We start from the raw sequence: 22,414 nt of genomic DNA on the forward strand, positions 1-22,414 counted from the left end.
GGGTCAGAGCCCCATATCCATGTCATCGCCAAGATCGGGCGATGCCTCATGATCCTCTCGGGCCGCACGATGGCTGTGTTTCTCGGCCGGATCGGTGAAGGACTGGCCGGTCCGCTCCTCGATGGTGATCTGCTGTTCGCGGCGTTGGGGCGAGGAATGGACGTTGGGCTTCATCAATGAGGATTGCTCGTCCCTGCCCTTCTCCTCGCGCGTTGAAACGGCTCCATCCCGCATCGGCGCCGAACGCGGGCGGCGTAAGCTGTCGCGCAGATTGCCAGCATCTTTGGCATTGGCAGGCGCGTCGTCCTCTGCCTTGGTCTGGGATTTCCCTTCTGCGCGCGTATCGGCCTGGACCTCCGCTGTCGTCATCTCGCGGGGATCGATCCCATCGATTGGCTGGCGTTCGGCATCCTCTTGCCGAGCATCTTGTTCGGTCTCGGGCTCGGCCATCGCCCGCTCGGCTGACCCAACGACAGGCGCTGGCCCACCATCACCGCCAGCGGCTTCTTCATCGCCTTCACCCGGAGGAGCGTAGGCAGCCAATTGCATATCGCTCTTGCGCAGGAAGGGTTCGGCGATTTTGGGATAGTCGCGCCAGACAAGGCGGATGCGTGCTGCCGGAAAGCCCTCGGGAAACTTCACATAGCCGTGGAGCGAGGGCAGGTTCATGATGTCATCGGGGATGACGAGCGGCTTGACCTCGGTGCGCGGAGTGATGGTGGCCGCATCGCGTGACCGGCTCGCGCCGATCGAATAGGCCTCATCGGTCTCCCGCACCTCGCGAAAGCCGATGAAGTTCGAGCAAACCTCGGCGGTGTTTTTGTCAGCGGTGGCGAGGATCAGCTTGGTGCGTGCCAGCGAGGCAAGGTTGATCGCGCCTTCCTCGCCATAGGTTTCCGCCAGCTTGTCGAAGCTGTGCATCCCAAGCACGAAGGCCCCGCCGAAGCCGCGAGCGGTCTGCAAGCCATGCTCAATCGCCGGCATCCGGTGGAGCGCGTGGACCTCGTCGAAGAGATACCACATGCGCAAATCGCGAGTGCGCGGCATTCCCATCAGTGCATTGACCGCCAGATCCATCCAAAGGGTGAGAAGCGCGCGGTTGAGCGTCAGATCGGTATGGGTCGAGGTGATGAACAGGATCGAACCCGGAACCGGCTCCTCTTGCACCCAGCGCCGGATCGAGAACGGTGGCCGCTCTCCCGGCACTGGATCAGGCAGGAATCTGATCGCCTGGGCATTGGTGTTGAACACGGCGCGGATGGATTCCGCCATTCGCGCCGCCTCGGTGGCAGTCAGCGGGCTAGCGATGGTGTTGGCGAGCTTGGCGTGAACGGCCTTGAGGTCGGCAGACATAAGGTGATGGGCTATTGCGCCATTGGTGGTCTCGCCCGACGCCGCGAGTTTCACGCACATTTCGACAAAGAGCGTGCGCGCCGCCATGGCCCAAAACGGTTCGGCATTGCCGCCGTCACTGGGGATCAGTGCCGCGGCAGCCGAGATGTAATCGGCATAGTTCTGGCAATCGTTGAAGATAGTCCAAGGCGGGCAGCGCTGGTCCATCGGGTTGAGGATGTGGTCGCGCCCTTCCTCATAGAAAGCTTCGACAAAGGCACCCGTGAGGTCGAAGACCACGCAGCGCTGGCCGCGCTCGCGCGCCTCGGTTACCAGCTTGCGAAGCTGCGTCGTCTTGCCCGCGCCAGTGGTGCCGATCAGCATGGCGTGGGTCTGTTCAAGCCGCCAGGGATAGGCGATCCCTGCCATGGCATAGGGCACATGCAGCCCCAAAGCGACGCGCTCGGCGATGGTGGCGCGAGCCACGCGGTCGGCAGCCATAGTGGGGTGTCTCTCGGCCAATTCGGCGTCGAATTCGGCAGCATTATGTGCATCAATCTCGCCCGTCAGCACCGCGGCGCTGACCAGCATGGCACCGCGCTCGTGGCGCTCCTTTAGGATGTCGACGCCTATTCTCTGCGATAGGCGGACAAACCAGGTCGCCAGCGGGCCACTGAAGAACAGCGAACCGGCCAGAGCCACGACCATGCATCGGACGAATTTGGTCCAGGCCTGCGCGACATCGGGATAGTCGGGCACGTCGCCGATGGTCATCGGCACCACGCTGTCGTCCGGCAAAGTCAGGTTGACGCTATGGCCTGGATCGAGATCGACCAGATCCCAAAGGTCGGCGAAGAGGCGCATCTCAACAAGCTGAACCTCATGCTCGCGCATCAGCAGCGCCAGCAGAATGACTAATAGGAGGCTGAAGCTGAGGACCGCTGCCAGGATCGGCCAGCGCAGACCCTCCATCATCATCATGTAGCGCAGCCGGATAAGCTGCGACCCACGGGTGAAGGCCCCGACGTTGCGAACGATCTCGCCGCGCGCCGATTCATGCTCGACCGCCACGGGGCGTCGGTCGAAACGGATATCCCCATCACGCGCCATGGTAGGTCTGCGCATGTTCGATGGCGAGGTCGAGCAGGCGGTCTGCCTCATCAGGCGCAGCCTTCTGCACCAGCGTGTCGAGAGCGAGCGTGTTGAACTCGAGCATGGTGATCAGCCGGGCGAAATCGACCTTCTGGCCCAGTTCAAACAGCGGCAGGGCAAAGTCGATCATCGAGCGAATGCACTCGGACTGACGACGGCCGTGTTGCTGGGCGAGCCGTTTGATGCGCTCGTATTGCGGCGGGCTGACGCTCAAGCCGCATTGGATCAGTTTGGTCACAACGGCTCCTCACAAGGAGAAGCCTGGTCCGGTTATCGCAGGACGATGTTTAGCTTGCTGACGGACCTTGCGCAAGCGGGTGGCCTTCCGTAGCCGGAATGATGACGGAATGACCATTCCACCTGCGGAATGGCAATTCATATGAATATCAATGCTTTATGTATTGAAGGCCTCGACATAGGCCTACTCATGGCCTATTATTCTACCGACGGAATTCGCATTTTTGCAATTCCGGAGGCGGAATACAACAAGCATACTATTGTTTTTAAATGAATTATCTAGCCATAGCCCACCCCTTCACTGAGCGGTCCTCCGCGTTCGGTGTGCTGCTGCTCCCTTCAGGAACTGGGCATTTAAGATTGATCGTGGATGCTTGGCAAAGGCTGCCGATCACCGGGTTCTTGGCCGCTGCCCAGTCGCCGACCAGCCATCTGCATCATGGCAATTCAAGTCAATGAGAGCCGGTCGCCGAGCCGCTGAATGAGGTCCATCCGCTCATGCAGGATGGCGACAATCAGCGGTGGATCGATGTCGCGTTCAAGGCAGAAGGCATAGTGATGCTCACAGCGGCCCATCCGCAGGCCGGGATGCATATCGCTCATGTCACGGTAAGAGCCCAAGCCTTGCGCGAGACGAGCGATGCCTTGCTCGATTTTGGCCATATAGGCGCGGACTTGCGCCTCGCCCCATTGCTGGCGCGTGTAACGGATGATCGACCGGACATCAGCCTCGGCCGCCGCAGTCAGAACATAGGCGTGGCTCAAGAGGCTTGGCCCGTGCCCAATTCCTCATCAACGATGGCACTGATGCTCAGCGCCGAGGTCTGTCCGGCCAAGCCCTGCTCGATGCGTTCGCCCAGCAGCACCTGCAATTCGCGCCAAGCCTGATCGCCGCTGGCATCAGCGGGGAACAGGCGTTCGAGCGCATATTGCTTGATCGTCTTACCTTGAAGGGCAGCCAGTGCCTTCAGGCTTTGGTGCTGTTGGCTGGTAATGTCGATGGTCAGGCGGCTCATGACGACCTCTTGGCGATTACAACGATCCATCATTACCGCAAATGTGGGTTTGTGGCCAGCTTCGTGTTTCTCGCCGTTTCCAACAGGCGCGCGGCATGAGGTGGGCTTGTCCCACCTCTACGTCCGCGTGCCTCCTGCCATCGGAAAAATAGAAGGAGGACGCCGCGGAAGCGGCGCCCTCCGAAACGTCAGGCAGCGATGCGCTGGTGACGCTGGGCGAAGGCATGGTGGGGCAGGTTCGCCTCACGCACGCGGCTCAAGAGGTTGGACTGGAGTCCCGAGCCTTCGCAGACGATGGCGTGGACCGGCTTGAGGTTCATCAGTTGCTCGTTACGGACGAAGCCTGCGCGCTTGCCCAGTGCCCGGTTGAGGGTGAAGCGGACGGTCTTGACGCCGCGCGCGGCGGCCCAGGCGTGGGCGATCTGGTCGCAGCCTTTGTGCTGGGCTGTGGTGGCGAGGATCATGTGGGGCACGCGGGTGTGGGTCTCGTCGAGCGCCTGCCAAAGCAGTTCGTGGTCGTGCCAGTCGGTGCCGCCGGAGAAGATCACCACCGGGCCAGTGGGCGCGTGGTCTTCGCGGCGCTTGGCTGCGCGGGCGGCGAGGAAGTCGCGGGCGTCGATCTGGCTTGCGGTCAGGCCGGAGGACACGCGGGTGCCTTTCAGGCAAGAGAACGGGCGACCGGTTTCGACGCGGTAGATCTCACCGGCGTAGTCGCGCATGGCCTCCATGGCCTCGCGGCAGTCCATCAGCGTCTGGGCAATGCGCTGCGTCTCTTCCAGTTCGACGGCGTAGATTTCAGAAGGGTCAAAGGCGCGGGCCATGTCGCCCAGCTTCTTGGTGGCTTCATCTTCCCGCTTCTCGATGCGCTGCGAGGTGACGTGGAAGCTGTTGACGATGCCCCAGACGATGTCCTGGCCGAATTCCTCCATGCGAGTGCCATGGAAGAGGTCAAAGACGGTGCCGATCACCATTTCCATCGCGCCGCGCGCGGCCTGCGGGTCGGGCATGTCGGTGGCGACGGGTTCGTCGTGGACGGATAGTTGCGCCATACTGCCCTGCTCGGTGAAGGCGGTGTCAAAGCCGGGGACTTCGATCTGCTCGCGGTAAAAGGCAGAGGGGGCTTCAAAGTTGGCGAATGCTTGCGTCATGGTGACCTCCAGAAGGCTTCTTGTTCGTCATCTTCGTGATGACGGGAGGTCAGAGGGCGAGCTGGACCAGCTTGTCAGGGACGTTGGCCGGGAAGCCGGGAGCGCCGGAGCATCGCGCCAAAAAGTGGGAACCGGTTTTTGGCAACAGCGATGCGACCAAAAAGCGCGGACGGACCCCGGTTGACGCCGCGCCAGCGGGGCGTGGGGGAGCCGATTTTGTGGTGGGCTGGCCCGCCGCAAAATTGGGGGCACCGCGCATCCTTGCACAAGCGCCCGGCCAGCTTGCCATAATAGGACTACGAGAAAGAGATTGTTGGTTTCAGGGGTACGCTACGGTGCCCCAAGCGCCCTGCGCCATGCGATCGTCACCCGAATGGGCGTGCGCCGTTGTGGCGCGAAGAAGAAAGGAGTGTTCGAATGAACTGAGCTTATTGGCATAGCTCATGCCTGACCGACTTACCGGTGCCGGTGATGAATCGGCTGAGACCCCGAAAGGGGAACGGGACCATAGCATGTCGGGGTATGGATCGAAGTTGGGCGCCGCAGCCTGACGGTTGACCAGCAGGCAAGATGCGCATGGTGAAGACTGGATTGTCTGAATCCCAGTTTCCAACGACCACTAGGTAGGTGACGGTGAACGCGGCTGACACACCGTCTCGAGCGGAGCGAGGAGCACGTCCCAGTGAATCGCTGCCAATCCGTTCGGCGTGGCCCCGGTCAGGGGATCAAGGAAACGAACGGGGCACCTAACCGCATCGCGACTCCTCACTCGCGCAACTGCGGGATCGCCTAAACAGGACGGCTCGCCGGACCTGCATGGCGACGGAGCCGTCATAGTAGTCAAACGCCCGGTGTAATGGCCGGGACAGCCGCCGCAAGGCGGACGGGACAGCGGTATAAGCGGGAGCGATCCTTGTCGAAATCCGCTGCGTCCGGGCGAAGGACGGCAGTTCTGTAAACTCGATGGATCAATGGAAAGGGACTGCTGATGCAGACCGCTACTATCCTGAGACGGATCGAGAAGCTTCCGGCCCTGTCGCGGGCGGGCAAGCGGATCAACGGTCTCAACCGCCTCATGCGGTCCCGCTGCTTATATGAGCGGGCCTATGACAGAGTATCCCGAAATCGGGGTGCGATGACGCCGGGAGTAGACGGACAGACCTTCGACGGCATGACGCTGGCGAGGCTCGACCGTCTGGTCCAAAGCGTGGCGGAAGGCCGTTACCGCGCTCGTCCAGTGCGACGGGTCTATATCCCCAAGGGCAATGGTAAAATGCGCCCACTGGGTATCCCAACGGCGGATGATCGCATCGTTCAGGAGGCGGCAAGAATGGTCCTCGCGGCGATCTATGAACCTGTGTTCTCGAAACACAGTCATGGGTTCCGCGCGGGTCACTCCTGTCACACGGCTCTCGAAGAGATCCGTAAAACCTGGACGGGCGTGAAATGGCTGATCGAGGTGGATGTCCGCGGGTTCTTCGACAACATCGACCATGACATCCTGCTCGGCCTCTTGGCCCGGCGGATCGATGATCCAGTGTTCATCGATCTGATCGGGACAATGCTCAAGGCCGGTTGCATGGACGATTGGAAGTTCGAGCGGACCTATAGCGGCACCCCACAGGGCGGGGTTATCTCGCCCCTGCTCGCCAACATCTATCTCCATGAACTTGACGAGTTCATGGAGTCGATGCGGCGGGGCTTCAACAAAGGCGACAGACGACGGGCGAACCCCGCGTATGTTGCCTGCTCTCAGCAAATCGCCGCTCTCCGCAAGGAGATCGATGCAGTCCGTGCCGATGGTGCGGGCGATGGCGAGGTTCGCGTCCGACTGGCGCGAATCGAAGCTGTCAAACAGGATCGGCGGAAACTCTCTTCCGTCGATGACATGGACCCCAACTTCCGCCGCCTGCGCTATTGTCGCTACGCTGACGACTTCCTCGTCGGCGTGATCGGCAGCAAGGCGGACGCTGTCCGGATCATGGCCGATATACAGCGCTTCCTCGCTGATCGGCTCAATCTGGCGGTGTCACCGGAGAAAACCGGGGTTCGCGATGCATCGAAGGGATCACCGTTCCTAGGCTTCCATGTATGCGCCTTCACGTTGCGCTCCGCCGGAACAATGGCGGGGCGGCAAAAGACCGGCGGCGGAACGCGTAGCGTTCTTCGTCGGCCGACGCGGGGGAATATCAAGCTGTGGGTGCCACGGGATCGGGTCTATGCGTTTTGCAGGCGCAAAAAACTCGGCAACCTCGACATGAGGAATGGTCGGGTGCGTCCGCAGCTCATGGAATCCAGTGTGGCGGAGATCATCATCGCCTACAACTCGGAGTTCCGAGGCTTCGCGAACTACTATGCGATCGCCGATGGCGTGAAAGCGTCACTCGACAAGTTGGAACTGGTCATGCTCAGGAGCCTCTTCGCGACTGTGGCATGCCGGCGACGCTCGACGAGGCGGCAGGCCGAGGAATATCTGAAAATGGGGTCGGATCACGGGATTACGACCGTGGTTCGGGGCGAGCCGCGCGTCCATAAGGTGTGGAAACTGAAGCATCTGATCGTGAAGACGTGGGATAACCCCATCGTCGACACCATCACGGTAGGCTCTCGCCTTGCGCAGAGTCCGAACGATCTGGTCACGCGCCTGAGTGCCGAGCAATGCGAGGCATGTGGCGATACCGATGGTCCGTTCGAGATGCATCATCCCAATCGCCTGAAGGACAAGCGGCGCGACCAACTGACGCCTTGGGTACAATCGGCACGACGGCGCAGGACAATCGTCCTGTGCCGAAAGTGTCACGTTGCCCATCATGGTGGCCGGATGCCCAGCGGAATGGAGAGCCGTGTGCATTGAAAGGTGCAAGCACGGTTCGGGGGGAGGCGCTGGGGCGTCCTCGAAAGAGGCGTCTCGCGTCTACCCTACCGAGACCCACACGGGGCTCGGTGGAGCCCGGAGCCCATCAGGGTTTTGGGCGGAATAGAGCGCGGTGACCGCCTTGGCGGGCAGGCGTCCCGATCTCATGATCCTGCTGATCAGAAAGAAAGCGATTGAAAAATTCTGCCAGCAAGCCTATCTCATCGTCACTACTCCCCCGGCAGCTTCGGTTGCCGGGCGCACGGCGGGCGAAAGCCCGCCGTTGCTCTTTTCGGGACAGCCTTTTGGACACACACGTCTACATCGACGGCTTCAACCTCTATTATGGCTTGTTGAAGGGCACCGCGTTCAAGTGGCTTGATCTGGAGCGCTTCTGTGACCAGTTGCTCCCGAAAAATACCGTCGAGAAGATATATTATTTCACGGCCAAAGTCGATGCCCGCCCCCAAGATCCCGATCAACCAGTGCGCCAGCAGGCCTATCTCAATGCCTTGGCGACCCTTCCTCGTGTCGAAGTTCATTTAGGAACCTTCATGAGCTCCGTTGTAAGCCAAGTGGTGGTTGCAACGGATCCAGCCACTGGGAGATATATGAAAGCTGGCGGACAACCTGTCTTGAAGGCTGATCCTGTAACGGGAGCGCTGGACAAGGCCTGGGTCCACAAGACCGAAGAAAAAGGCTCGGATGTCAATCTTGCCGCTTATCTGTTGCGCGATGCTTACCGCTCGGCCTGTCAATGCGCCGTGATCATTTCCAATGATTCTGACCTGTTAACGCCAATTCGTATGGCCAAAGCTGACTGCGGATTGACCATTGGCCTCGCTCCGCCTCGCCCGAAAGGGAGCGTAGAGCTCAAGCGACTTGCCGACTTCAAGGTCGAACCGCGAACGCACTTGTTGGTCTCATCGCAATTCTCAGATCCAGTCGCCACGATCAGCGGCTCGGTTCACAAGCCGGTCGCTTGGTAATCGGCAAAGTGGAATTTGTCTTTTAGCGGACCGCTGGCAGCGCCGATCGGCGCTACCAGCTCGCCACTCAATGCAACGCCACCACATCGATGAGTAGCCCGTCCAGACTGTCGATGCCGCGCTCGCTGGCGATCAGGCTCCAGGCGGCGACCAGTTCCTCGAAATATTCGGCGTCGACCAGCGTCTCGGCGCTGACTTCGCCAAGCTGGCTCTGTTCCCAGGCAAGGGCGTGAGCGGCGTCGGTCGAAGAGGCGATGGCGTTGCCCAGATGGGCGGCGATCTCGTAATCGCTTATCGTGGCGGCATGGGCGCGGATGCGGGCGACCATGGCGGGGTTGGTGACGGTGATGCCGCAGGGGACGCAGGCGAATTCATCGAAGGCCGAGGTGTAAAACATGGGCTTACTCCCGAAAAAGGAAGGGCGGCCCGTGGGGCCGCCCGTCTTGGTCAGATGAACTCGATCTCGTCGGCGACGATCTCGGTGTTGTAGAAGGTGCGCCCGTCCTTCTCGTTCTTGGTGTAGCGGATCTCGCCGGTGACGATCAGCTTTTCACCCTTCTTCTTGTGGTTGGCGATCGACTTGCCGAGGCCGTTGAAGGCCTTGATGGTGTGGAACTGGTCGTAGGTTTCGGCGTAGCCATCGTCGCCCTTGACGACCTGGCCATCCTTGATGACCGGCCTGCTGGTGACGAGGGTGAAGCTGACGCCGCCCTTGCTGTCGGTGCCGAAGCGGCTGATGTCGGAGGTGATGCGGCCGGACAGGAAAACCTTGTTCATGGGATGTCTCCAGATCTTACCGGCGAGCCTTTCCCGCCGGGATGAACTGAAGCGCAGCCCGCGATTGAGGGACCGCCGCACCGGAGCGAAGCGCAGGGGAACCTCCATTTTTCGAGGGGTGCGGGCCTGAGCGCAGCGAAGAACTCGGTCGACAAATGGGGGTTGCGGCGGTCCCGCGCGGGCGTAGTGTTCATCCCTTCTCTGGCGGGATGGCTTGCCGGTCAGATTGCCCGGAGATGTGTGACCAAGGTTGTGCTTGGCTGTCGGGCCGCCCTGGAATCAGGTGCCATGCTTGGCGCTTGCCAAGGGTTAGCTTGCCCGTACGCTCTCGCGCTGGCGCTCAATGGTCGCCAGACAAAGGGTCCGGAGCATGGCTTGGCTTCGACCCGCAGCTTTCCACCCTTGGCATGAAACCCGGCAGGCGGTCGCCTCGAAGCTCCATGGGGCAACAAGCTGATCGTCACCGGGATGCTGCGCCTATCCGAAACGGAACGGGCGCGCCAAAACAGCCGCGTCGGTGCCCACTGGAAGTTCAGGCCTGAGCGGTGGCCTGCTGGTTGAGCGGATTTTCGGGATCAAGGCATTGCAGCGCATGATCGATGTGCATGGCTGCCATCAGATCCCCAGCGTCGGAGAGTCGGGACTTTATCTCGCCCAGTGTGGCACTGATTGCCTGATAGTCGGCGTGGGTGAGCGGAATGCGTTGATCGTTCATGATGTGAGGCCTTTGGCAGGGCTGTTCTGACAAGCGCAGATTAGCAAACAGGCGTTACAACGCTCGGGAAGCCGAAACTTAACGCGGATTGGCCACCACGAGGGGCCGAGGGATCGTCCTGCAAGATCATTTACATATTATAGATGGTGGTATTCGTCGCGGCGTGCCCCATCTGAATGTGGCTCCATCAAAACATGGAGACTCGAAATGGCCTATTTTGCAGGACTGGACGTTTCCCTGAACCTGACGAGCATCTGCGTTGTCGATGCTGTCGGTGAGATCATTCGCGAACTGAAGGTGCCCAGCGAGGCGGAAGACCTTGTGGCGGCGCTGCGCCCCTTGGCGGCAGACCTTGAGCGCGTTGGGCTGGAAGCTGGACCGCTTTCGCAGCACATCTATTCTGCGCTGGCCGAAGCGGGCCTGCCGGTGGTTTGCGTCGAAGCGCGCCATATGGCGCAAGTGCTGCGGGCGCAGACCATGAACAAGACCGACCGGAACGACGCGCGCGGTCTCGCGCTGATGATGCGCGTCGGGCTGTTCAAGCCTGTTCACATCAAGTCTGACCGCAGCCAACGGCTCAATGTGCTGCTTCAGGCGCGCAAAGTCCTCAAGTCCAAGCTCTTGGACATCGAGGCTGACCTGCGGGGCCTCCTCAAAAACTTTGGCTTGAAGGTGGGCAAGGTCACGCCCAAGGCCTTCGATGAGCGAATTCGCGACCTCGCTGCCTTCGACGCTTTCTTGGCCGAGGTGGTGGAACCCATGCTGATCGCGCGGAACGCTATGCGCCGACAGTATGATGAACTGCACGGCATCCTGCTGCGGGTCGTCAAAGAGGATCCCGTCTGCCGCCGGCTGATGACCATGCCCGGCGTCGGTGCCGTCGTGGCCATGAATTTCCGAGTTGCGATCGACGTGCCATCGCGCTTCAGCCGATCTCGCACCGTTGGGGCGCACCTCGGCCTCACTCCGAAGCGATACCAATCCGGCGAAGTCGATTGGACTGGCCGAATATCCAAAGCGGGCGACGCCATGATGCGCGCCTCGCTCTTTGAGGCCGCCCAAGTGCTGATGACCCGCGTCGCGAAACCATCGGCTTTGAGATCTTGGGCAATGCGCCTTGCCAAGCGCCGCGGCAGGAAGAAGGCGGTCGTAGCCTTGGCCCGCAAGATGGGGGTCATCCTCCATCGCATGTGGGCCGATGGCACTGATTTCCGCTGGGCAGCGCAGGAGGTGTGACGTCCAAAGGCTGACAGGTTTCCGCGCCAGCGGAAGAAGTTCCCGCGAGGGAGGTTGGGACGGCGAGGTCGCGTTATCAACTGGCCAACCATATGCCGCACTATAGATAAGACCCGCCGGACCTTCCGACCCCATCTTGCAGCGGCCCCGCGCCGACTGCGCAGAGAAGCATGACCCCAAGCGGGACTTCAATCGGAACTGGAACATTGCAAGCGGAACCCCACGGCGTTGTTTGTCGAGAATACTCCGTGGTTAAATACTCATCAAGAGCGGCTTTTCCGGGTCATGGAGATCCAGGAGATATTTGCCGCCAATCTGCGCCGACACCGGCAGGCCGCTGGCTTGTCGCAGGAAGAGCTCGCCTATCGGGCTGACATTGATCGGACCTACATCAGCGCACTAGAACGCTGCGTCTATTCCGCCAGCATTGATGTGGTCGACCGGCTCGCCAAGGGGCTGGGCATCAATGCTGCGGACCTGTTGCTCCTACCGAAGTCATCTGATGGTCAGGGGAATTAGCCGATGACGGCAAAGGCTGAGGGTGGGACAAATTCGCCGGTCGCCGTCGCTTCTGGGTGAGTCACGTTACTTCGGAACCAGTCATTGGTGAAACGCTGCCCATTCAATTCAACCGCGCAAGGAGGCGCTCTGCCTTGTCGCCCAGCACATCGGCCAGAGTGTAACGTTCCAGCACCGCAAAGAAGGCGGTCAGCGCCTGATCGAGCGGATCGGGCAGGCTACAGGCTCCGTTGAGCTTGCATTCCGAGCAGCCCACCAGATCGATCTCGCCCTCGGTGTGGCGGATCAGGCGGCCGATGTTGATGTCGGGCGCGGGGCGGGCAAGGCGAAGCCCGCCGTTGCGGCCGCGCAAAGCCTCGACATAGCCATGAGCGGCAAGATCGCTCACCACCTTCATCAGATGATTTTGCGATATATCGTAAGCCTTTGCGATTTCGCCGACGGAGCAGAGGCGGTCTGGATGCGTGGCGAGATAGAGCATCACGCGCACGGCATAATCGGAGAAACGGGTCAGGCGCATAGGTTGTGTCCTTAAAGGTGCATTTCATTTGCATCATTATGCCTTCGGCTATATCTAGCATTTGAGATGCATGATTACGAGTCGGATCGACACCACAAACCCAAGGACATACCCCATGCTGAGCGCTGAACAGACCGCCATCATCAAAGCCACCGTGCCGCTGCTGGAAACCGGCGGCGAGGCGCTGACCACCCATTTCTACACGATGATGCTGAGCGAATATGCGCAGGTGCGCCCCCTGTTCAATCAGGCGCATCAGGCCCATGGCACACAGCCGCGCGCGCTGGCCAATGCGGTGCTGCAATACGCCCGCCATATCGACAATCTGGGCGCGCTGGGTGCCTTGCCCGCGCAGATCATCCAGAAGCATGTCGCGCTGCAAATCCTGCCCGAACATTACCCCATCGTGGGCGCCTGCCTGCTGCGCGCCATCCGCGAAGTTTTGGGTGAGGAGATTGCCACCGATGCCGTGATCGAAGCGTGGGGCGAGGCCTATTGGCAATTGGCCAACATCTTGATCGGGGCCGAGGCGGCGGAATATGAACGCCTTGCCGCAGCGCCCGGTGGCTGGCGCGGGGGGCGCGATTTCCGCGTCGCGCACAAAGTGGCCGAGAGCGCGGAGATCACCTCCTTCACGCTGGAGCCTGTCGATGGCGGGGCGGTGGTGGCCTATCAGCCGGGGCAATATCTGGGCCTGCGCCTGACGATTGACGGGCAGGAGGTGCGGCGCAACTACTCGCTCTCGCAAATGGCCGATGGCCAGACCCTGCGCATCAGCGTGAAGCGCGAGAAGGGCGGGCTGGTGTCCAACCATCTGCATGACCATGTTCAGGTGGGCGACACGCTGGAGGTGTTCCCGCCCGCTGGCGAATTTGTGCTGCGCGATGGCGATGCGCCTTTGGCGCTGATCAGCGGCGGCGTGGGCATCACTCCCACGCTGGCCATGGCGCAGGCCGCGCTGGCGGCGGGTAAGCGCGATGTGATCTTCATCCACTATGCCCGGAACGGCGATGTCCACGCCTTTGGCGATCTTATCGATGGCTGGGCGGCCCATCCACGATTCTCCGCCTATGTGGTGTATGAGCAGGGCGAGCACCGCGATGGCCTCTCGGGCCGCCCCTCGCTGGACCAGCTTCAGGCATGGGTGCCGGTTGATGCGGATGCCTATTTCCTTGGTCCCAAGCCCTTCATGGGTTTTGTGAACAAGGCGCTGGCCGAAATTGGCCTGCCAGCAGAAAACCGCCACTATGAGTTCTTTGGCCCCGCCGAAGCTTTGGGTTAGGAGAGAGGCATGGCACTGCTCGACACAGCATTCCCGTGGATCGGTTTGGTGGCCGCCATCCCGCTGGTGGCTTTGCTGGCGGGCAATGCCTTGCGCATGGATCGGTCTGTTGCGCGCTGGCGTGATTGGGGCTGGCTGTCTTGGGTGGGGGTGGCGGCCTATCTGGTCCACAATGTCGAGGAATATGGCTTGGACATCCACGGGGATGCCGATGCCTTCCCCAAGGCGTTCTGCGCGATGTTCGGCTTTCCGGGCCTTTACCCGGTTTGCCCCGTGCCGGGGGCGGTGTTCACCGCAGTAAACGTACCCCTGTTCTGGATTGCCGCGCCCCTTGGTGCATGGCTGGCCAAGCGCCACCCATGGGCGGGCCTTGGCCTTTATGGCGTGATCGCAGTCAACATGCTGGCGCATATCGGGCGAGCTTTGGCCGATGGCGGCGTTTACAATCCGGGCCTGCTCACCGCTGTGGCAGTGTTCCTGCCTTTGGCATTTTGGGTGCTGGTGGGGGCGCGTTTGTGGACCAAGGCGGTTGTTGTGGCTGTGGTTGCCTTAGGGTTGACCCTGCACGGCATCCTGATCGCGGGCATGCTGTTGCTGGTCAAAGGCGTGGTGCAAGATGCTGGCATCGTGGCCCTGATCCAGATTGGCAATGCGGGATTGATGATCGCGCTGCCTCTGCTGGCAGAGCGAGGGGTGAGATGCTTGAATAGATCACCATCGGCATAAATCGCCAGTCTGGGGCTATCCTCCATTGCCGAATGACCCCTGCGCTAGATGAAACAGTGATGGCCTGCCGGGCGTTGTCCGTCACGAGTTGCGGGGTGATGGGACTCTCAAGCACCATTTGCTAAACTGCGTATACTGGTCGGGTTCTGCGATCTGGCATTCATCGAGGCCGCTACCCTTGACCTCACCCGTCCTGCTTCTTGGTAAATTGGCTCGAAGCCTTGCTTATTTTCCGAACAAGCGTGGCAGCGTCGCGCTTTCGAGCTAAAGCGCGCCTATGGCGGACACTGCGGACCTTGCGTCGCCCGTCCCGCTGAAATTTCCCGACTCATCGATGAAGATACGCATGGGTTGCTCACGCGAAGTGACGAGTCTCAGGCCGGAGCCAGTGATACCCCTGACATTACAGCGACGCGAGGCCGGCAAAGGTGACGGTACATCGTGGCACAGCAAAATTCGCGAAGCGCTCGCAGGTGTGCGTCAGGGAGCTGCGGTAGCTGACGGTCCACCGCGCCGCTGGATCGACGTGACTGGCGACCTCACGAAGGTACGATTCATCAACATCAGAGAGCGAGTGACCGAGCACAAAGACTTCGCTAACGTCAACGAGATTGTCGAACCACGATCGATTTCGTTTGATGATCTGCTCGGTCGGTTTGAAGGTCCGGGCGAAATAGTCATCGATGAGCCGATAACCACCGGCAACGCGCGTGTCCGTGTCTTCGTCAACGCTGTTTGAGAGCCTGTCCTCGGCGCTCCGATCCCAGCCATGTCCCAGGACGATCTGCGCATCCTGGTCAGATGCCTGGCCATGGATGTGCAGCACGTTGCTATCCGGCACCCCATAGAGTTGCTGAAGCGTGGGCGTGTAGTTGAAATTCAGGAAAGCGGCGGTCGGATCGATGCAGCGAACTGCCGTAAAGCTGCCTGCCGCCGGCATCGCCAGCTGGCGGATCCACTTGGCGAATCGGCCCCGCATGCCATCCGCTAGCCCGCTGACCACCCGCTCGATCTCGTATTCGAAATCATGATGGGCCGAGTCTTTCCAGTCATCCGAACCATAGGACACCAGAAATTGCTCGGCATTATCGATCACTGTGTCGGAGTCGAAGCTAGCAAGTCGCTCCTCGAAGGTTTTCCAGAAGTCATCATCGATGCCAAGATATTCCTCGATGAGGGCGTAGACGTCCGGATCGGCCGACTTCACATAGCGGCCGAAATCGCTGTATCCTGACCGAATGCCATGATGCAGATCGAAGCCATTGCCGATCACGAAAAGTTTGCGCGTCATCCGTTCCCTTTCTGGTCCTGTTTCTTGCTTAGGTCAGTTTTGTCATAAAGTCAGGAGGCAAGCTGATTTTCAGGCGAATAGCTTTTGACGACGGAAACTAGGTCAGCGGAGGTCGGCTTTGTCAGCGGCCTAGGCTCGCAGTTCGAGGAGCCGTGAACGGAAGGTGTCGGGGTGAACCGACATTCCCAGCACCGCATCGGAACGACGTAATCTGGTCGGGAGCAGCACCATTACCGGCTTGCGAAGCCAATCGCTGGGGAATCAATGCTTCCCCTTGACGAATAGAGAAGTTGATAAACTCAAAGTATGTAAATCGCGATCCTGCTGCGCATGGACATGCGTAAACTGGTTGGCCGAAATTTCGCGCGCCTGTGTCGGGATCAGGGCCTGACTCAGGAGCAGGTCGAGGAGCGTTCTGGCTTCAGCCAGCAGTATCTCAGCAGCTTGGAGCGCGGTCGGCGCAATCCGACCGTCATCACACTCTATGAGCTGTCGCTGGCGCTGGGCGTCAGCCATGTCGATCTGGTTCGCCCCGACCTCGAAGACATCTCCGCGCATTGAACAAAAAAAGGCGACCCGTCGCGAGACGGGCCGCCCATAGAGCAAGCATTCTGGAGGTTGGCGTCAGGCCGCCTTGGCGAGACCCGGCTCGAGATCGCCAAAGGGCGAGGCGTCACGACGGTCATCCTCACCAGCGCTGAAAGCATCATTGGCCGCGCCCATCGAGGCCGTATCGGCGAAGCCAGCTTCCGCTCGACGACGCGGGCGCGACCAGGCGATGTTGAGCGCGCCATCGGCCTGCGCGAACAGCGCGATCGACAGCGGGGCCTCGAAGCTGGGATCGTCGATCTGGCCCTGAAGGAAGGTGCCGCCACCATTGTTCGCGGTCTTCTCCCACAGACCGCCGACGGGGATGAACTGGCCATTCCTGGCGCGGACCATAACGTCATATTTGGGGGCGGCGGCATTGCTGGAATTGACCGGGCGCAGGCCCACCACGAGGTCGAGCGTGGCGGTCTGGATCTTGCCCATGTAAACGCCAGCGCCGTTGAGCTTGAGTTCACCGATATTCATGGCCGTATTCTCCTCTGGCCCGACACCCTCTTGCGTCCTGGGTGCCGAAGGTTGGTTCACGTCTTTGGCCCCTTGGCCCCAGACACCCATCCTCATTCCCCTTAGCTCTTCCTCGCCCGGTGGCCGCCCCCGCAGCCCCGCTGCCGGAGCCGAGCAAGGCCAGCGCCCCGCACAGCGCCAAAGCCCGCAGGCAGGGAAATGATGCCACGCGCGATCATCACCCAAGGTATCGCCAACTGGGCGTCAGGCGGCGTCCAGATAAGTGGGATTGTCGTTGGCCGAGGCCGCCACGCGAAAGCCGGAGCGGCGCTGCGGGCGCAACCAAGCGACGTTGTAGCTGCCGTCGCTCTGGCGAAAGGCGCTGATTGCCAGCGGCCGTACCATTGAGGGATCATCGATCCGGCCTTGCAGGAAGCATTCGCCGGTGGTCTTCGAGGTCTGCTCCCACAGCGCCCCGATCTGGACGGCCGCCCCGGCGGGGCTCCGCGTGCAGATCTCATAGCGCGGGGCATTGGGGTGGTTCGATGCCACGCCGCGCAGGGCGAAGTTCATGGCGACGGTCAGTGTGGCGATGCTGCCGGTCAGCGCGCCGCGGTCATTGGCGCGAATGGTGCCGATGTTCATGGGGTTTTCCTTTGGCAAAGGCCCCGTTTTGCATTCCAGGGGCCGGAGGGTGGGATGCGTCTCTGGGCGCCTGCGCCCACGACACTCACGTTCCACCCGCTCTCCTTCTCGCACCGATCAGCAGTTTTCAGGCGCGGCCTGCGTCACTGCGGCATGATAGTAAGGCGTGTGCAGGCAGCAAATGTTCTCCGGCGACCAGCGCAGATGCCCGCCGGACAGGAAGCGCCCGTCCTCCGGCTTCACGGTCACCGGCCCATTGGCTGGCACGTCGAAGAAGGTGCCGTTGATCGGGTCCATTGTTGCCACCCAGCATTTCTCGAAGGTCACGGGGCGGCTGAGGTCGAGCGCAATCAGCTCCGGGATCGGCACGATCGCGTAGAGGCAAAAGAGGAACGAGGTCGAGCAGGCATTGTCGATGATTTCGGCAAGCTGCTCGTGGCTGATGATCGGCGCGCGCCGTCGCCTCGCGTTGCGCGGCAAGGCGCAGTCGGCCGGATGGCGGTTGCCGCTGGCCTTGCGGAAATCGCCCATGGTGTAGCCGAGGTTGTTCAGCGCGAATTGCAGATTGGTGGTGATGGCCAGCTCGCTCGTCTCGGGCCACGAGCGGTGCGAGAAGACCAGCGCATCATCGAGCCAGCGCTCGGCGCTGAAGCGGAACAACAATTCGCAGCGGTCATAGCTGGCGAAGAGATCCGCCACGCTGCTGTCATCACGCTCGGCGGCTTGGTCCTCCCACGCGTAGCGGATGGCATCGATGGCATCGTCGTCGTCATCCAGCCCAGCCTCCGCAAGGTTGGAGCGCAATTGGGGCGCGACCTTGTGATACCAGGTCTGGCCGAACTCGGCGGGCGGGAACTCGGCCTCCATGACTTCTTCGATCTCTTGACCCTCATATCGAGCGTCGATAATCTTCGCGGCCAGCGCGTTGAGGCTTTTGAGCGACCAGCAGTCCGAGCGATCTCGCGAGTAGCGGGTGTGGGGGAAGTTATCGGCCAGCGCCCCGATCCAGCTTTCGCCAGCGGCGCTGACCAGAAAGCCGGGATCGGCAAGAACATTGGGCGCGGGCAGAGTGGGAACGGTGAACATGGGTTTTGGGCCTCCTTTCGGGTTCACCCGCCCATCGCCCTCTCAGCTTTGCGACCTGTGGCATCGTCCACATGTCCACATGTGGACCTATGAAGCCGTGGACCTATGAGGCCGTGGACATGTGAACAGGTGGACGTGTCATCTCCGCCCAATCGTTGAAGCCAGCAGGGCAGCGCTCAAGGCTGAAGGGCTGCTCGCGCGATTGTCGTGCAGCGATGGCAGCTCTTGCTGCCTGCGTTCCCTCTTGGTCGTTGTCGGGCAGGAGGATGACATGCCGGATGCCGGCGCCCACGGCAAAGCCAGCAAAGTTACGCAAACCAAAGCTGGTTCCGGCCTCACGCCCCGTGAGTTGGTGATAGGCGCAGGCCGTCTCAAAGCCCTCCGCAATCCGCATGGTGTCGCCCGCCAAGCTGGCGGGCCAGGTTCCGCCCCGCGAATTTCCCAGCATCATGCGATGCGTGCGCTGACCGGTCACAGGGTCGAGGAACAGCCGCTGAATGGCAATAAGGAGCTGCGCATGGAAAACGCCGACCAGCAAGGCTGGCAGGCGTTTGGGCGATGGGCCGCGCCCCATCGGGCAAGCAGGATGAAACCGGACATCAGGTGGCAGCAAGGTGATGCCCCGGATCTCGCGCAGGTAGCGGTGGGCGAGCGTCCCGGCGATCGCCACCCCTTCGGACCATAGGCGCTGAAAGGGCGCGATCCGGTCATTGGCTGGTACGGGCAAAGCCCGCTGGCTGCCAACCGGATGCCCCAGCACATGCCGGATGGCCTGCATAACATCGCCGCCATCGCATCCAGCGAAGCAATGGACGAGGATAGAATTCCGCCCTTGCCGGATCGACAGGCTGGGCGTGCGATCCTCATGCGCCGGGCACGGCACCAGCGCATAGCGGCCATTCCAATGTCCGCCGAGGCGCTGCACGATGGCCAGCGTCTCGACGGTGGGTTGAAAGCGCATGATGGAAGGCTCCTTGGTGGGATGGGTTCAGCCGCGGCAATGGCGGCAGCCAGAGCCGTCGCAGCAATCGGCCCAGGCGCTGATGTGGAGGGTCGAGCCGTCCTTGAAGCGCGCGGATACACCCGTGGCATACTCCAGCGTGCTGGCGTCGCGGTCGAGTTCGAAGCGCCAGTCTTCTTCAAGCCTTTCCCAGACCTCGTAAATGTGGACAAGGTTGCAGTTGAAGTCGAGAAAGGAATGGCGCGCGAGGTCGGCGATGGTGACCTCGGCGCCGAACCTTTCGTGGGCGCGGTCGACGACAAGCTGCCCGCACATCAGTAATCCTCGGGCAGCAGGATGGTCATCACCCGCGTGGTGATCGAGGCATCGGCGGGATCCTCCGAGCCGAATTCCATGGCCGCGTCGTAGTAATCGATCTTCATCCACACCTTGCGACCGAGGAACTCGATCGCGGCAAAGTCCCGTTCAGGGCTATCTTCCGAGAAGGTGCAATGCCGAAAGGCCGCCATGAGGCGGGCTTGCAACACGATGGTTTCCTCAGGCGCCCCTTCGGCCTCGGCAAGACGTTCAAGGCAATTGCGGGTGATGACGATGCGGGCGCTGCGGTCGAGGCCAAGGCGGGTGCGATCATTGAGCCGGGCAATCTGTTCCAGGCGCGCGTCAGCGCCCGCCGGCGTGGCGGTGGTCAGCATGATGGTTCTCCGGTGGATGAGCTTTAGGCGGCGGGCGTGACGAGCGCTGCCAGCGCTGGATCGACGACGAAGCCGAGCGCCGTGGCCAGCGCGATGGCAGCCTCAATATCGGCGGTAGTCAGGTTGAAAGCGGCGGTGAAATCACCCAGCGTTTCATGCGCCTTGGGCTGAACGCCATGGAGCTTGCCCGTCACCTGCGTAACGGCGAAGGGCCAACAATGAGCCACGCCGACAACGCCCTCCGGCAGGATCAGCAGCGCGTCACCGCTGGTGATCTGTTCGTCGGTCTGCGTGGCGTCATAGGCATTCCCGGTGTTGGCAAAGCTATGGATGCGCTGGGCTGTGAAGGCGAAGCGTTCGCTGTCGGTGAGCATGAGGCGAGAACTCTCGGGCGAGCGGAATTGCTCGCACCGCCGCCTCCACCTCCGCTCTTCGCATCGATCGATGCCTGCAGCGGAATGCTTCACTCGAACGGCAGCATTCCCATGCGGCCGCGCCCCGCCCACCGGGTCGTGGTCTGCTCAACGGCCAGTTCATCCTCCCAGGTCCGGCAAAGCCCAAAGGCTTCCCGTGGTGAGGCCTCGATCCATGCCTTCCATTGCTCCTGCCTCAGGATCACCGGCATCCGATCATGGACCTCACGCATCTGGGGCGAGCTTTCGACCATGACCATGGTGTAGGCATCGCCCCATTCCTCGGTCGCCCGCCATAGGCCGGCCACAGCAAAAGGCTCTGTCCGTCGTCGAAACATTTGGCGCAAAGTTGGCGGCGCGGTAACGGAGGTGGGGCCTCGTCTGGGTTTGCCTTTTAGGCGGCGAGCTTGCGGTGCTGCAAGCGCCGATGTTCGATGGTCTGTTTCTTGATGGCGGCGCGCTGGGCGTGGATCTGCCGGTCGCGGCCAAAGTAGGCATCGGCGGGCGTCACATTGCCCAGGCTTTCGTGATAGCGCTGGTGGTTGTAGTGCTTGATGAAGGCTTCGATCTGGGCTTCGAGATCGTCGGACAGGTAATAATTCTCCAGTAGGATGCGGTTTTTCAAGGTCTGGTGCCAGCGCTCGATCTTGCCCTGTGTCTGGGGGTGAAAGGGGGCGCCGCGAACATGGCTCATGGCCTGCGCCTCGATATAGGCGGCCAGTTCGCCCGCGACATAGCTGGGGCCATTGTCTGACAGCGAGCGCGGCTTGTGCAGCACGGTGGCGCTGTCGCAGCCTGAGGCGGCCAGCGCCAGATCCAGCGTGTCCGTCACGTCGCCCGCCGTCATGGTGGTGCACAGCTTCCACGAGATGATGTAGCGGGAATAATCGTCGAGCACGGTCGAGAGGTAAACCCAGCCCCAGCCGATAAGCTTGAAATAGGTAAAGTCGGTCTGCCACATCTCGTTTGGCCGGGTGGTTTTGGTGTGGAATTCGTCGCGGGCTTTGATGACGATATAGGCCGGGCTGGCGATCAGGTCCTGTGCCTTGAGCAGGCGATAGACCGTGGCTTCGGAGACAAAGTACTGTTTCTCATCGGTAAATTTGGTGGCCAGTTCGCGCGGGGAGAGCTCGCTTTCCTCCAGCGCCATGTCGATGATCTGTTTGCGCACATCATCGGGCAACCGGTTCCACACTCGGCTCGGAGCCGAAAGCCGGTCTTCGAGCGCCTCGGGCCCGCCATCGAGGTAGCGGGCATACCAGCGGACAAAGGTGCGGCGTGGGATGCCCAGTTTGTCCAGCGTCTGGCGGGTGGGCAGATGGGACTGCTCGACGAGGCGGATAATCTCGAGTTTCTCAGCGGCGGGATACCTCATTCGTGGTCTCCCCCATCCGGACAAATGCTTTTTTTAAGCAGGCGGTTCTCGAGCGTCAGGTCGGCCACGCATTCTTTCAAGGCCAGTGCTTCACGGCGCAGATCCTTGACCTCGTCACTGGTGGCAGCACGGGCCGTGTCCCCGGCCAGACGGCGTTTGCCGGCCTCGAGGAATTCCTTCGACCAGGAGTAATACACGCTCTGGGCGATGCCTTCGCGGCGGCAAAGCTCGGCAATGCTCTCCTCGCCGCGCAGGCCTTCGAGCACGATACGGATTTTATCCTCGGCCGAGACATGCCGGCGTGTGGCACGGCGAATATCTTTCACCACCACCTCGGCGGGCTTCTTGGCGGGCTTGGCAGCCGATTTTGGGCTGGAGGGATTGGGTCTCATCTT

Annotated in this window: 26 protein-coding genes; 7 read left to right on the forward strand and 19 right to left on the reverse strand. The window is 61.3% G+C overall.

Going from position 1 to position 22,414, the window contains the following annotated elements; genetic code table 11:
- Positions 1-3 precede the first annotated feature (3 nt).
- The 5 genes from AC2S2E_RS02250 to AC2S2E_RS02270 all read right to left on the reverse strand — a co-directional run bounded on the left by AC2S2E_RS02250 (position 4) and on the right by AC2S2E_RS02270 (position 4,885).
- The gene (locus AC2S2E_RS02250) at positions 4-2,442 is read right to left on the reverse strand and encodes a type IV secretion system DNA-binding domain-containing protein (protein ID WP_127709566.1); all 2,439 of its coding nucleotides are present in this window, start codon (positions 2,440-2,442) and stop codon (positions 4-6) included.
- Positions 2,432-2,722: a hypothetical protein gene (locus tag AC2S2E_RS02255; protein ID WP_127709328.1), complete on the reverse strand. Its 291-nt coding sequence runs from the start codon at positions 2,720-2,722 to the stop codon at positions 2,432-2,434. Before AC2S2E_RS02255 ends, AC2S2E_RS02250 begins: the two co-directional genes overlap by 11 nt.
- A 446-nt stretch (positions 2,723-3,168) precedes the next feature.
- A complete protein-coding gene (locus AC2S2E_RS02260; protein WP_127709326.1) occupies positions 3,169-3,486 on the reverse strand; it encodes a type II toxin-antitoxin system RelE/ParE family toxin in 318 nt (105 codons plus the stop codon).
- Positions 3,483-3,737, reverse strand: coding sequence for an antitoxin (locus tag AC2S2E_RS02265; RefSeq protein ID WP_127709324.1), 255 nt, complete (start codon positions 3,735-3,737; stop codon positions 3,483-3,485). Before AC2S2E_RS02265 ends, AC2S2E_RS02260 begins: the two co-directional genes overlap by 4 nt.
- 188 nt (positions 3,738-3,925) lie before the next feature.
- Entirely contained in the window at positions 3,926-4,885 is a 960-nt protein-coding gene (locus AC2S2E_RS02270; RefSeq protein WP_127709322.1) for a DUF2493 domain-containing protein, read from the reverse strand.
- Positions 4,886-5,873: 988 nt separating this feature from the next.
- Here AC2S2E_RS02270 and AC2S2E_RS02275 point away from each other — a divergent pair.
- Both AC2S2E_RS02275 and AC2S2E_RS02280 read left to right on the forward strand, forming a co-directional pair.
- A complete protein-coding gene (locus tag AC2S2E_RS02275; RefSeq protein WP_486523540.1) occupies positions 5,874-7,739 on the forward strand; it encodes a reverse transcriptase domain-containing protein in 1,866 nt (621 codons plus the stop codon).
- Positions 7,740-8,044: 305 nt separating this feature from the next.
- Complete coding sequence (locus AC2S2E_RS02280; protein WP_486523541.1) at positions 8,045-8,728, forward strand: NYN domain-containing protein; 684 nt, start codon at positions 8,045-8,047, stop codon at positions 8,726-8,728.
- Between the two features lie 67 nt (positions 8,729-8,795).
- Here the strand turns inward: AC2S2E_RS02280 and AC2S2E_RS02285 are convergent, their stop codons facing one another.
- From AC2S2E_RS02285 to AC2S2E_RS02295, 3 genes are all read right to left on the reverse strand, one after another.
- Positions 8,796-9,125, reverse strand: a complete 330-nt coding sequence (locus tag AC2S2E_RS02285) for a hypothetical protein (protein ID WP_127709318.1) — start codon at positions 9,123-9,125, stop codon at positions 8,796-8,798.
- A 50-nt stretch (positions 9,126-9,175) separates the two neighbouring features.
- Positions 9,176-9,505 (reverse strand): single-stranded DNA-binding protein, encoded by a 330-nt coding sequence (locus AC2S2E_RS02290; protein WP_127709316.1) that lies wholly within the window; start codon positions 9,503-9,505, stop codon positions 9,176-9,178.
- 532 nt (positions 9,506-10,037) lie between these two features.
- Positions 10,038-10,220 (reverse strand): hypothetical protein, encoded by a 183-nt coding sequence (locus tag AC2S2E_RS02295; RefSeq protein WP_127709314.1) that lies wholly within the window; start codon positions 10,218-10,220, stop codon positions 10,038-10,040.
- Positions 10,221-10,427: 207 nt separating this feature from the next.
- On the opposite strand from AC2S2E_RS02295, the gene AC2S2E_RS02300 reads away from it, so the two are divergent.
- Positions 10,428-11,456, forward strand: a complete 1,029-nt coding sequence (locus AC2S2E_RS02300) for an IS110 family RNA-guided transposase (RefSeq protein WP_127709312.1) — start codon at positions 10,428-10,430, stop codon at positions 11,454-11,456.
- Between the two features lie 228 nt (positions 11,457-11,684).
- Positions 11,685-11,975: a helix-turn-helix domain-containing protein gene (locus AC2S2E_RS02305; protein ID WP_227711290.1), complete on the forward strand. Its 291-nt coding sequence runs from the start codon at positions 11,685-11,687 to the stop codon at positions 11,973-11,975.
- Between the two features lie 103 nt (positions 11,976-12,078).
- Here the strand turns inward: AC2S2E_RS02305 and AC2S2E_RS02310 are convergent, their stop codons facing one another.
- Complete coding sequence (locus AC2S2E_RS02310; protein ID WP_127709308.1) at positions 12,079-12,495, reverse strand: RrF2 family transcriptional regulator; 417 nt, start codon at positions 12,493-12,495, stop codon at positions 12,079-12,081.
- A gap of 115 nt (positions 12,496-12,610) precedes the next feature.
- On the opposite strand from AC2S2E_RS02310, the gene hmpA reads away from it, so the two are divergent.
- Both hmpA and AC2S2E_RS02320 read left to right on the forward strand, forming a co-directional pair.
- Entirely contained in the window at positions 12,611-13,777 is a 1,167-nt protein-coding gene (gene hmpA / locus AC2S2E_RS02315) for an NO-inducible flavohemoprotein (protein WP_161719082.1), read from the forward strand.
- Between the two features lie 9 nt (positions 13,778-13,786).
- Complete coding sequence (locus tag AC2S2E_RS02320) at positions 13,787-14,503, forward strand: HXXEE domain-containing protein (RefSeq protein ID WP_127709303.1); 717 nt, start codon at positions 13,787-13,789, stop codon at positions 14,501-14,503.
- 403 nt (positions 14,504-14,906) lie between these two features.
- Here AC2S2E_RS02320 and AC2S2E_RS02325 read toward each other — a convergent pair whose 3' ends face one another.
- Entirely contained in the window at positions 14,907-15,794 is an 888-nt protein-coding gene (locus AC2S2E_RS02325; protein WP_127709301.1) for a bacteriophage abortive infection AbiH family protein, read from the reverse strand.
- Between the two features lie 330 nt (positions 15,795-16,124).
- On the opposite strand from AC2S2E_RS02325, the gene AC2S2E_RS02330 reads away from it, so the two are divergent.
- On the forward strand, positions 16,125-16,355 hold the full coding sequence (locus AC2S2E_RS02330) for a helix-turn-helix domain-containing protein (protein ID WP_486523542.1): 231 nt from the start codon (positions 16,125-16,127) through the stop codon (positions 16,353-16,355).
- Between the two features lie 63 nt (positions 16,356-16,418).
- On the opposite strand, the gene AC2S2E_RS02335 is transcribed toward AC2S2E_RS02330, so the two are convergent.
- The 9 genes from AC2S2E_RS02335 to AC2S2E_RS02375 form a co-directional block, all read right to left on the reverse strand.
- Positions 16,419-16,868, reverse strand: coding sequence for a DUF736 domain-containing protein (locus AC2S2E_RS02335; protein ID WP_486523543.1), 450 nt, complete (start codon positions 16,866-16,868; stop codon positions 16,419-16,421).
- Between the two features lie 243 nt (positions 16,869-17,111).
- Positions 17,112-17,492: a DUF736 domain-containing protein gene (locus tag AC2S2E_RS02340; RefSeq protein ID WP_486523545.1), complete on the reverse strand. Its 381-nt coding sequence runs from the start codon at positions 17,490-17,492 to the stop codon at positions 17,112-17,114.
- Positions 17,493-17,609: 117 nt separating this feature from the next.
- On the reverse strand, positions 17,610-18,578 hold the full coding sequence (locus AC2S2E_RS02345; RefSeq protein ID WP_486523547.1) for a hypothetical protein: 969 nt from the start codon (positions 18,576-18,578) through the stop codon (positions 17,610-17,612).
- A 103-nt stretch (positions 18,579-18,681) separates the two neighbouring features.
- Positions 18,682-19,539: a DUF7146 domain-containing protein gene (locus AC2S2E_RS02350; protein WP_486523548.1), complete on the reverse strand. Its 858-nt coding sequence runs from the start codon at positions 19,537-19,539 to the stop codon at positions 18,682-18,684.
- 27 nt (positions 19,540-19,566) lie between these two features.
- Complete coding sequence (locus AC2S2E_RS02355; protein WP_161719072.1) at positions 19,567-19,854, reverse strand: hypothetical protein; 288 nt, start codon at positions 19,852-19,854, stop codon at positions 19,567-19,569.
- On the reverse strand, positions 19,854-20,231 hold the full coding sequence (locus tag AC2S2E_RS02360) for a DUF3768 domain-containing protein (protein ID WP_161719070.1): 378 nt from the start codon (positions 20,229-20,231) through the stop codon (positions 19,854-19,856). Before AC2S2E_RS02360 ends, AC2S2E_RS02355 begins: the two co-directional genes overlap by 1 nt.
- 23 nt (positions 20,232-20,254) lie before the next feature.
- The gene (locus AC2S2E_RS02365; protein ID WP_161719068.1) at positions 20,255-20,605 is read right to left on the reverse strand and encodes a hypothetical protein; all 351 of its coding nucleotides are present in this window, start codon (positions 20,603-20,605) and stop codon (positions 20,255-20,257) included.
- 89 nt (positions 20,606-20,694) lie between these two features.
- On the reverse strand, positions 20,695-20,952 hold the full coding sequence (locus tag AC2S2E_RS02370; protein WP_486523550.1) for an SOS response-associated peptidase family protein: 258 nt from the start codon (positions 20,950-20,952) through the stop codon (positions 20,695-20,697).
- 86 nt (positions 20,953-21,038) lie between these two features.
- A protein-coding gene (locus AC2S2E_RS02375; protein WP_486523551.1) for an IS3 family transposase occupies positions 21,039-22,411 on the reverse strand; the annotation gives its coding sequence in 2 pieces (ribosomal slippage) (positions 21,039-22,054 and positions 22,054-22,411; 1,374 coding nt in all).
- Positions 22,412-22,414: the final 3 nt, after the last annotated feature.

The organism is Novosphingobium sp. 550D (genome assembly GCF_057401885.1).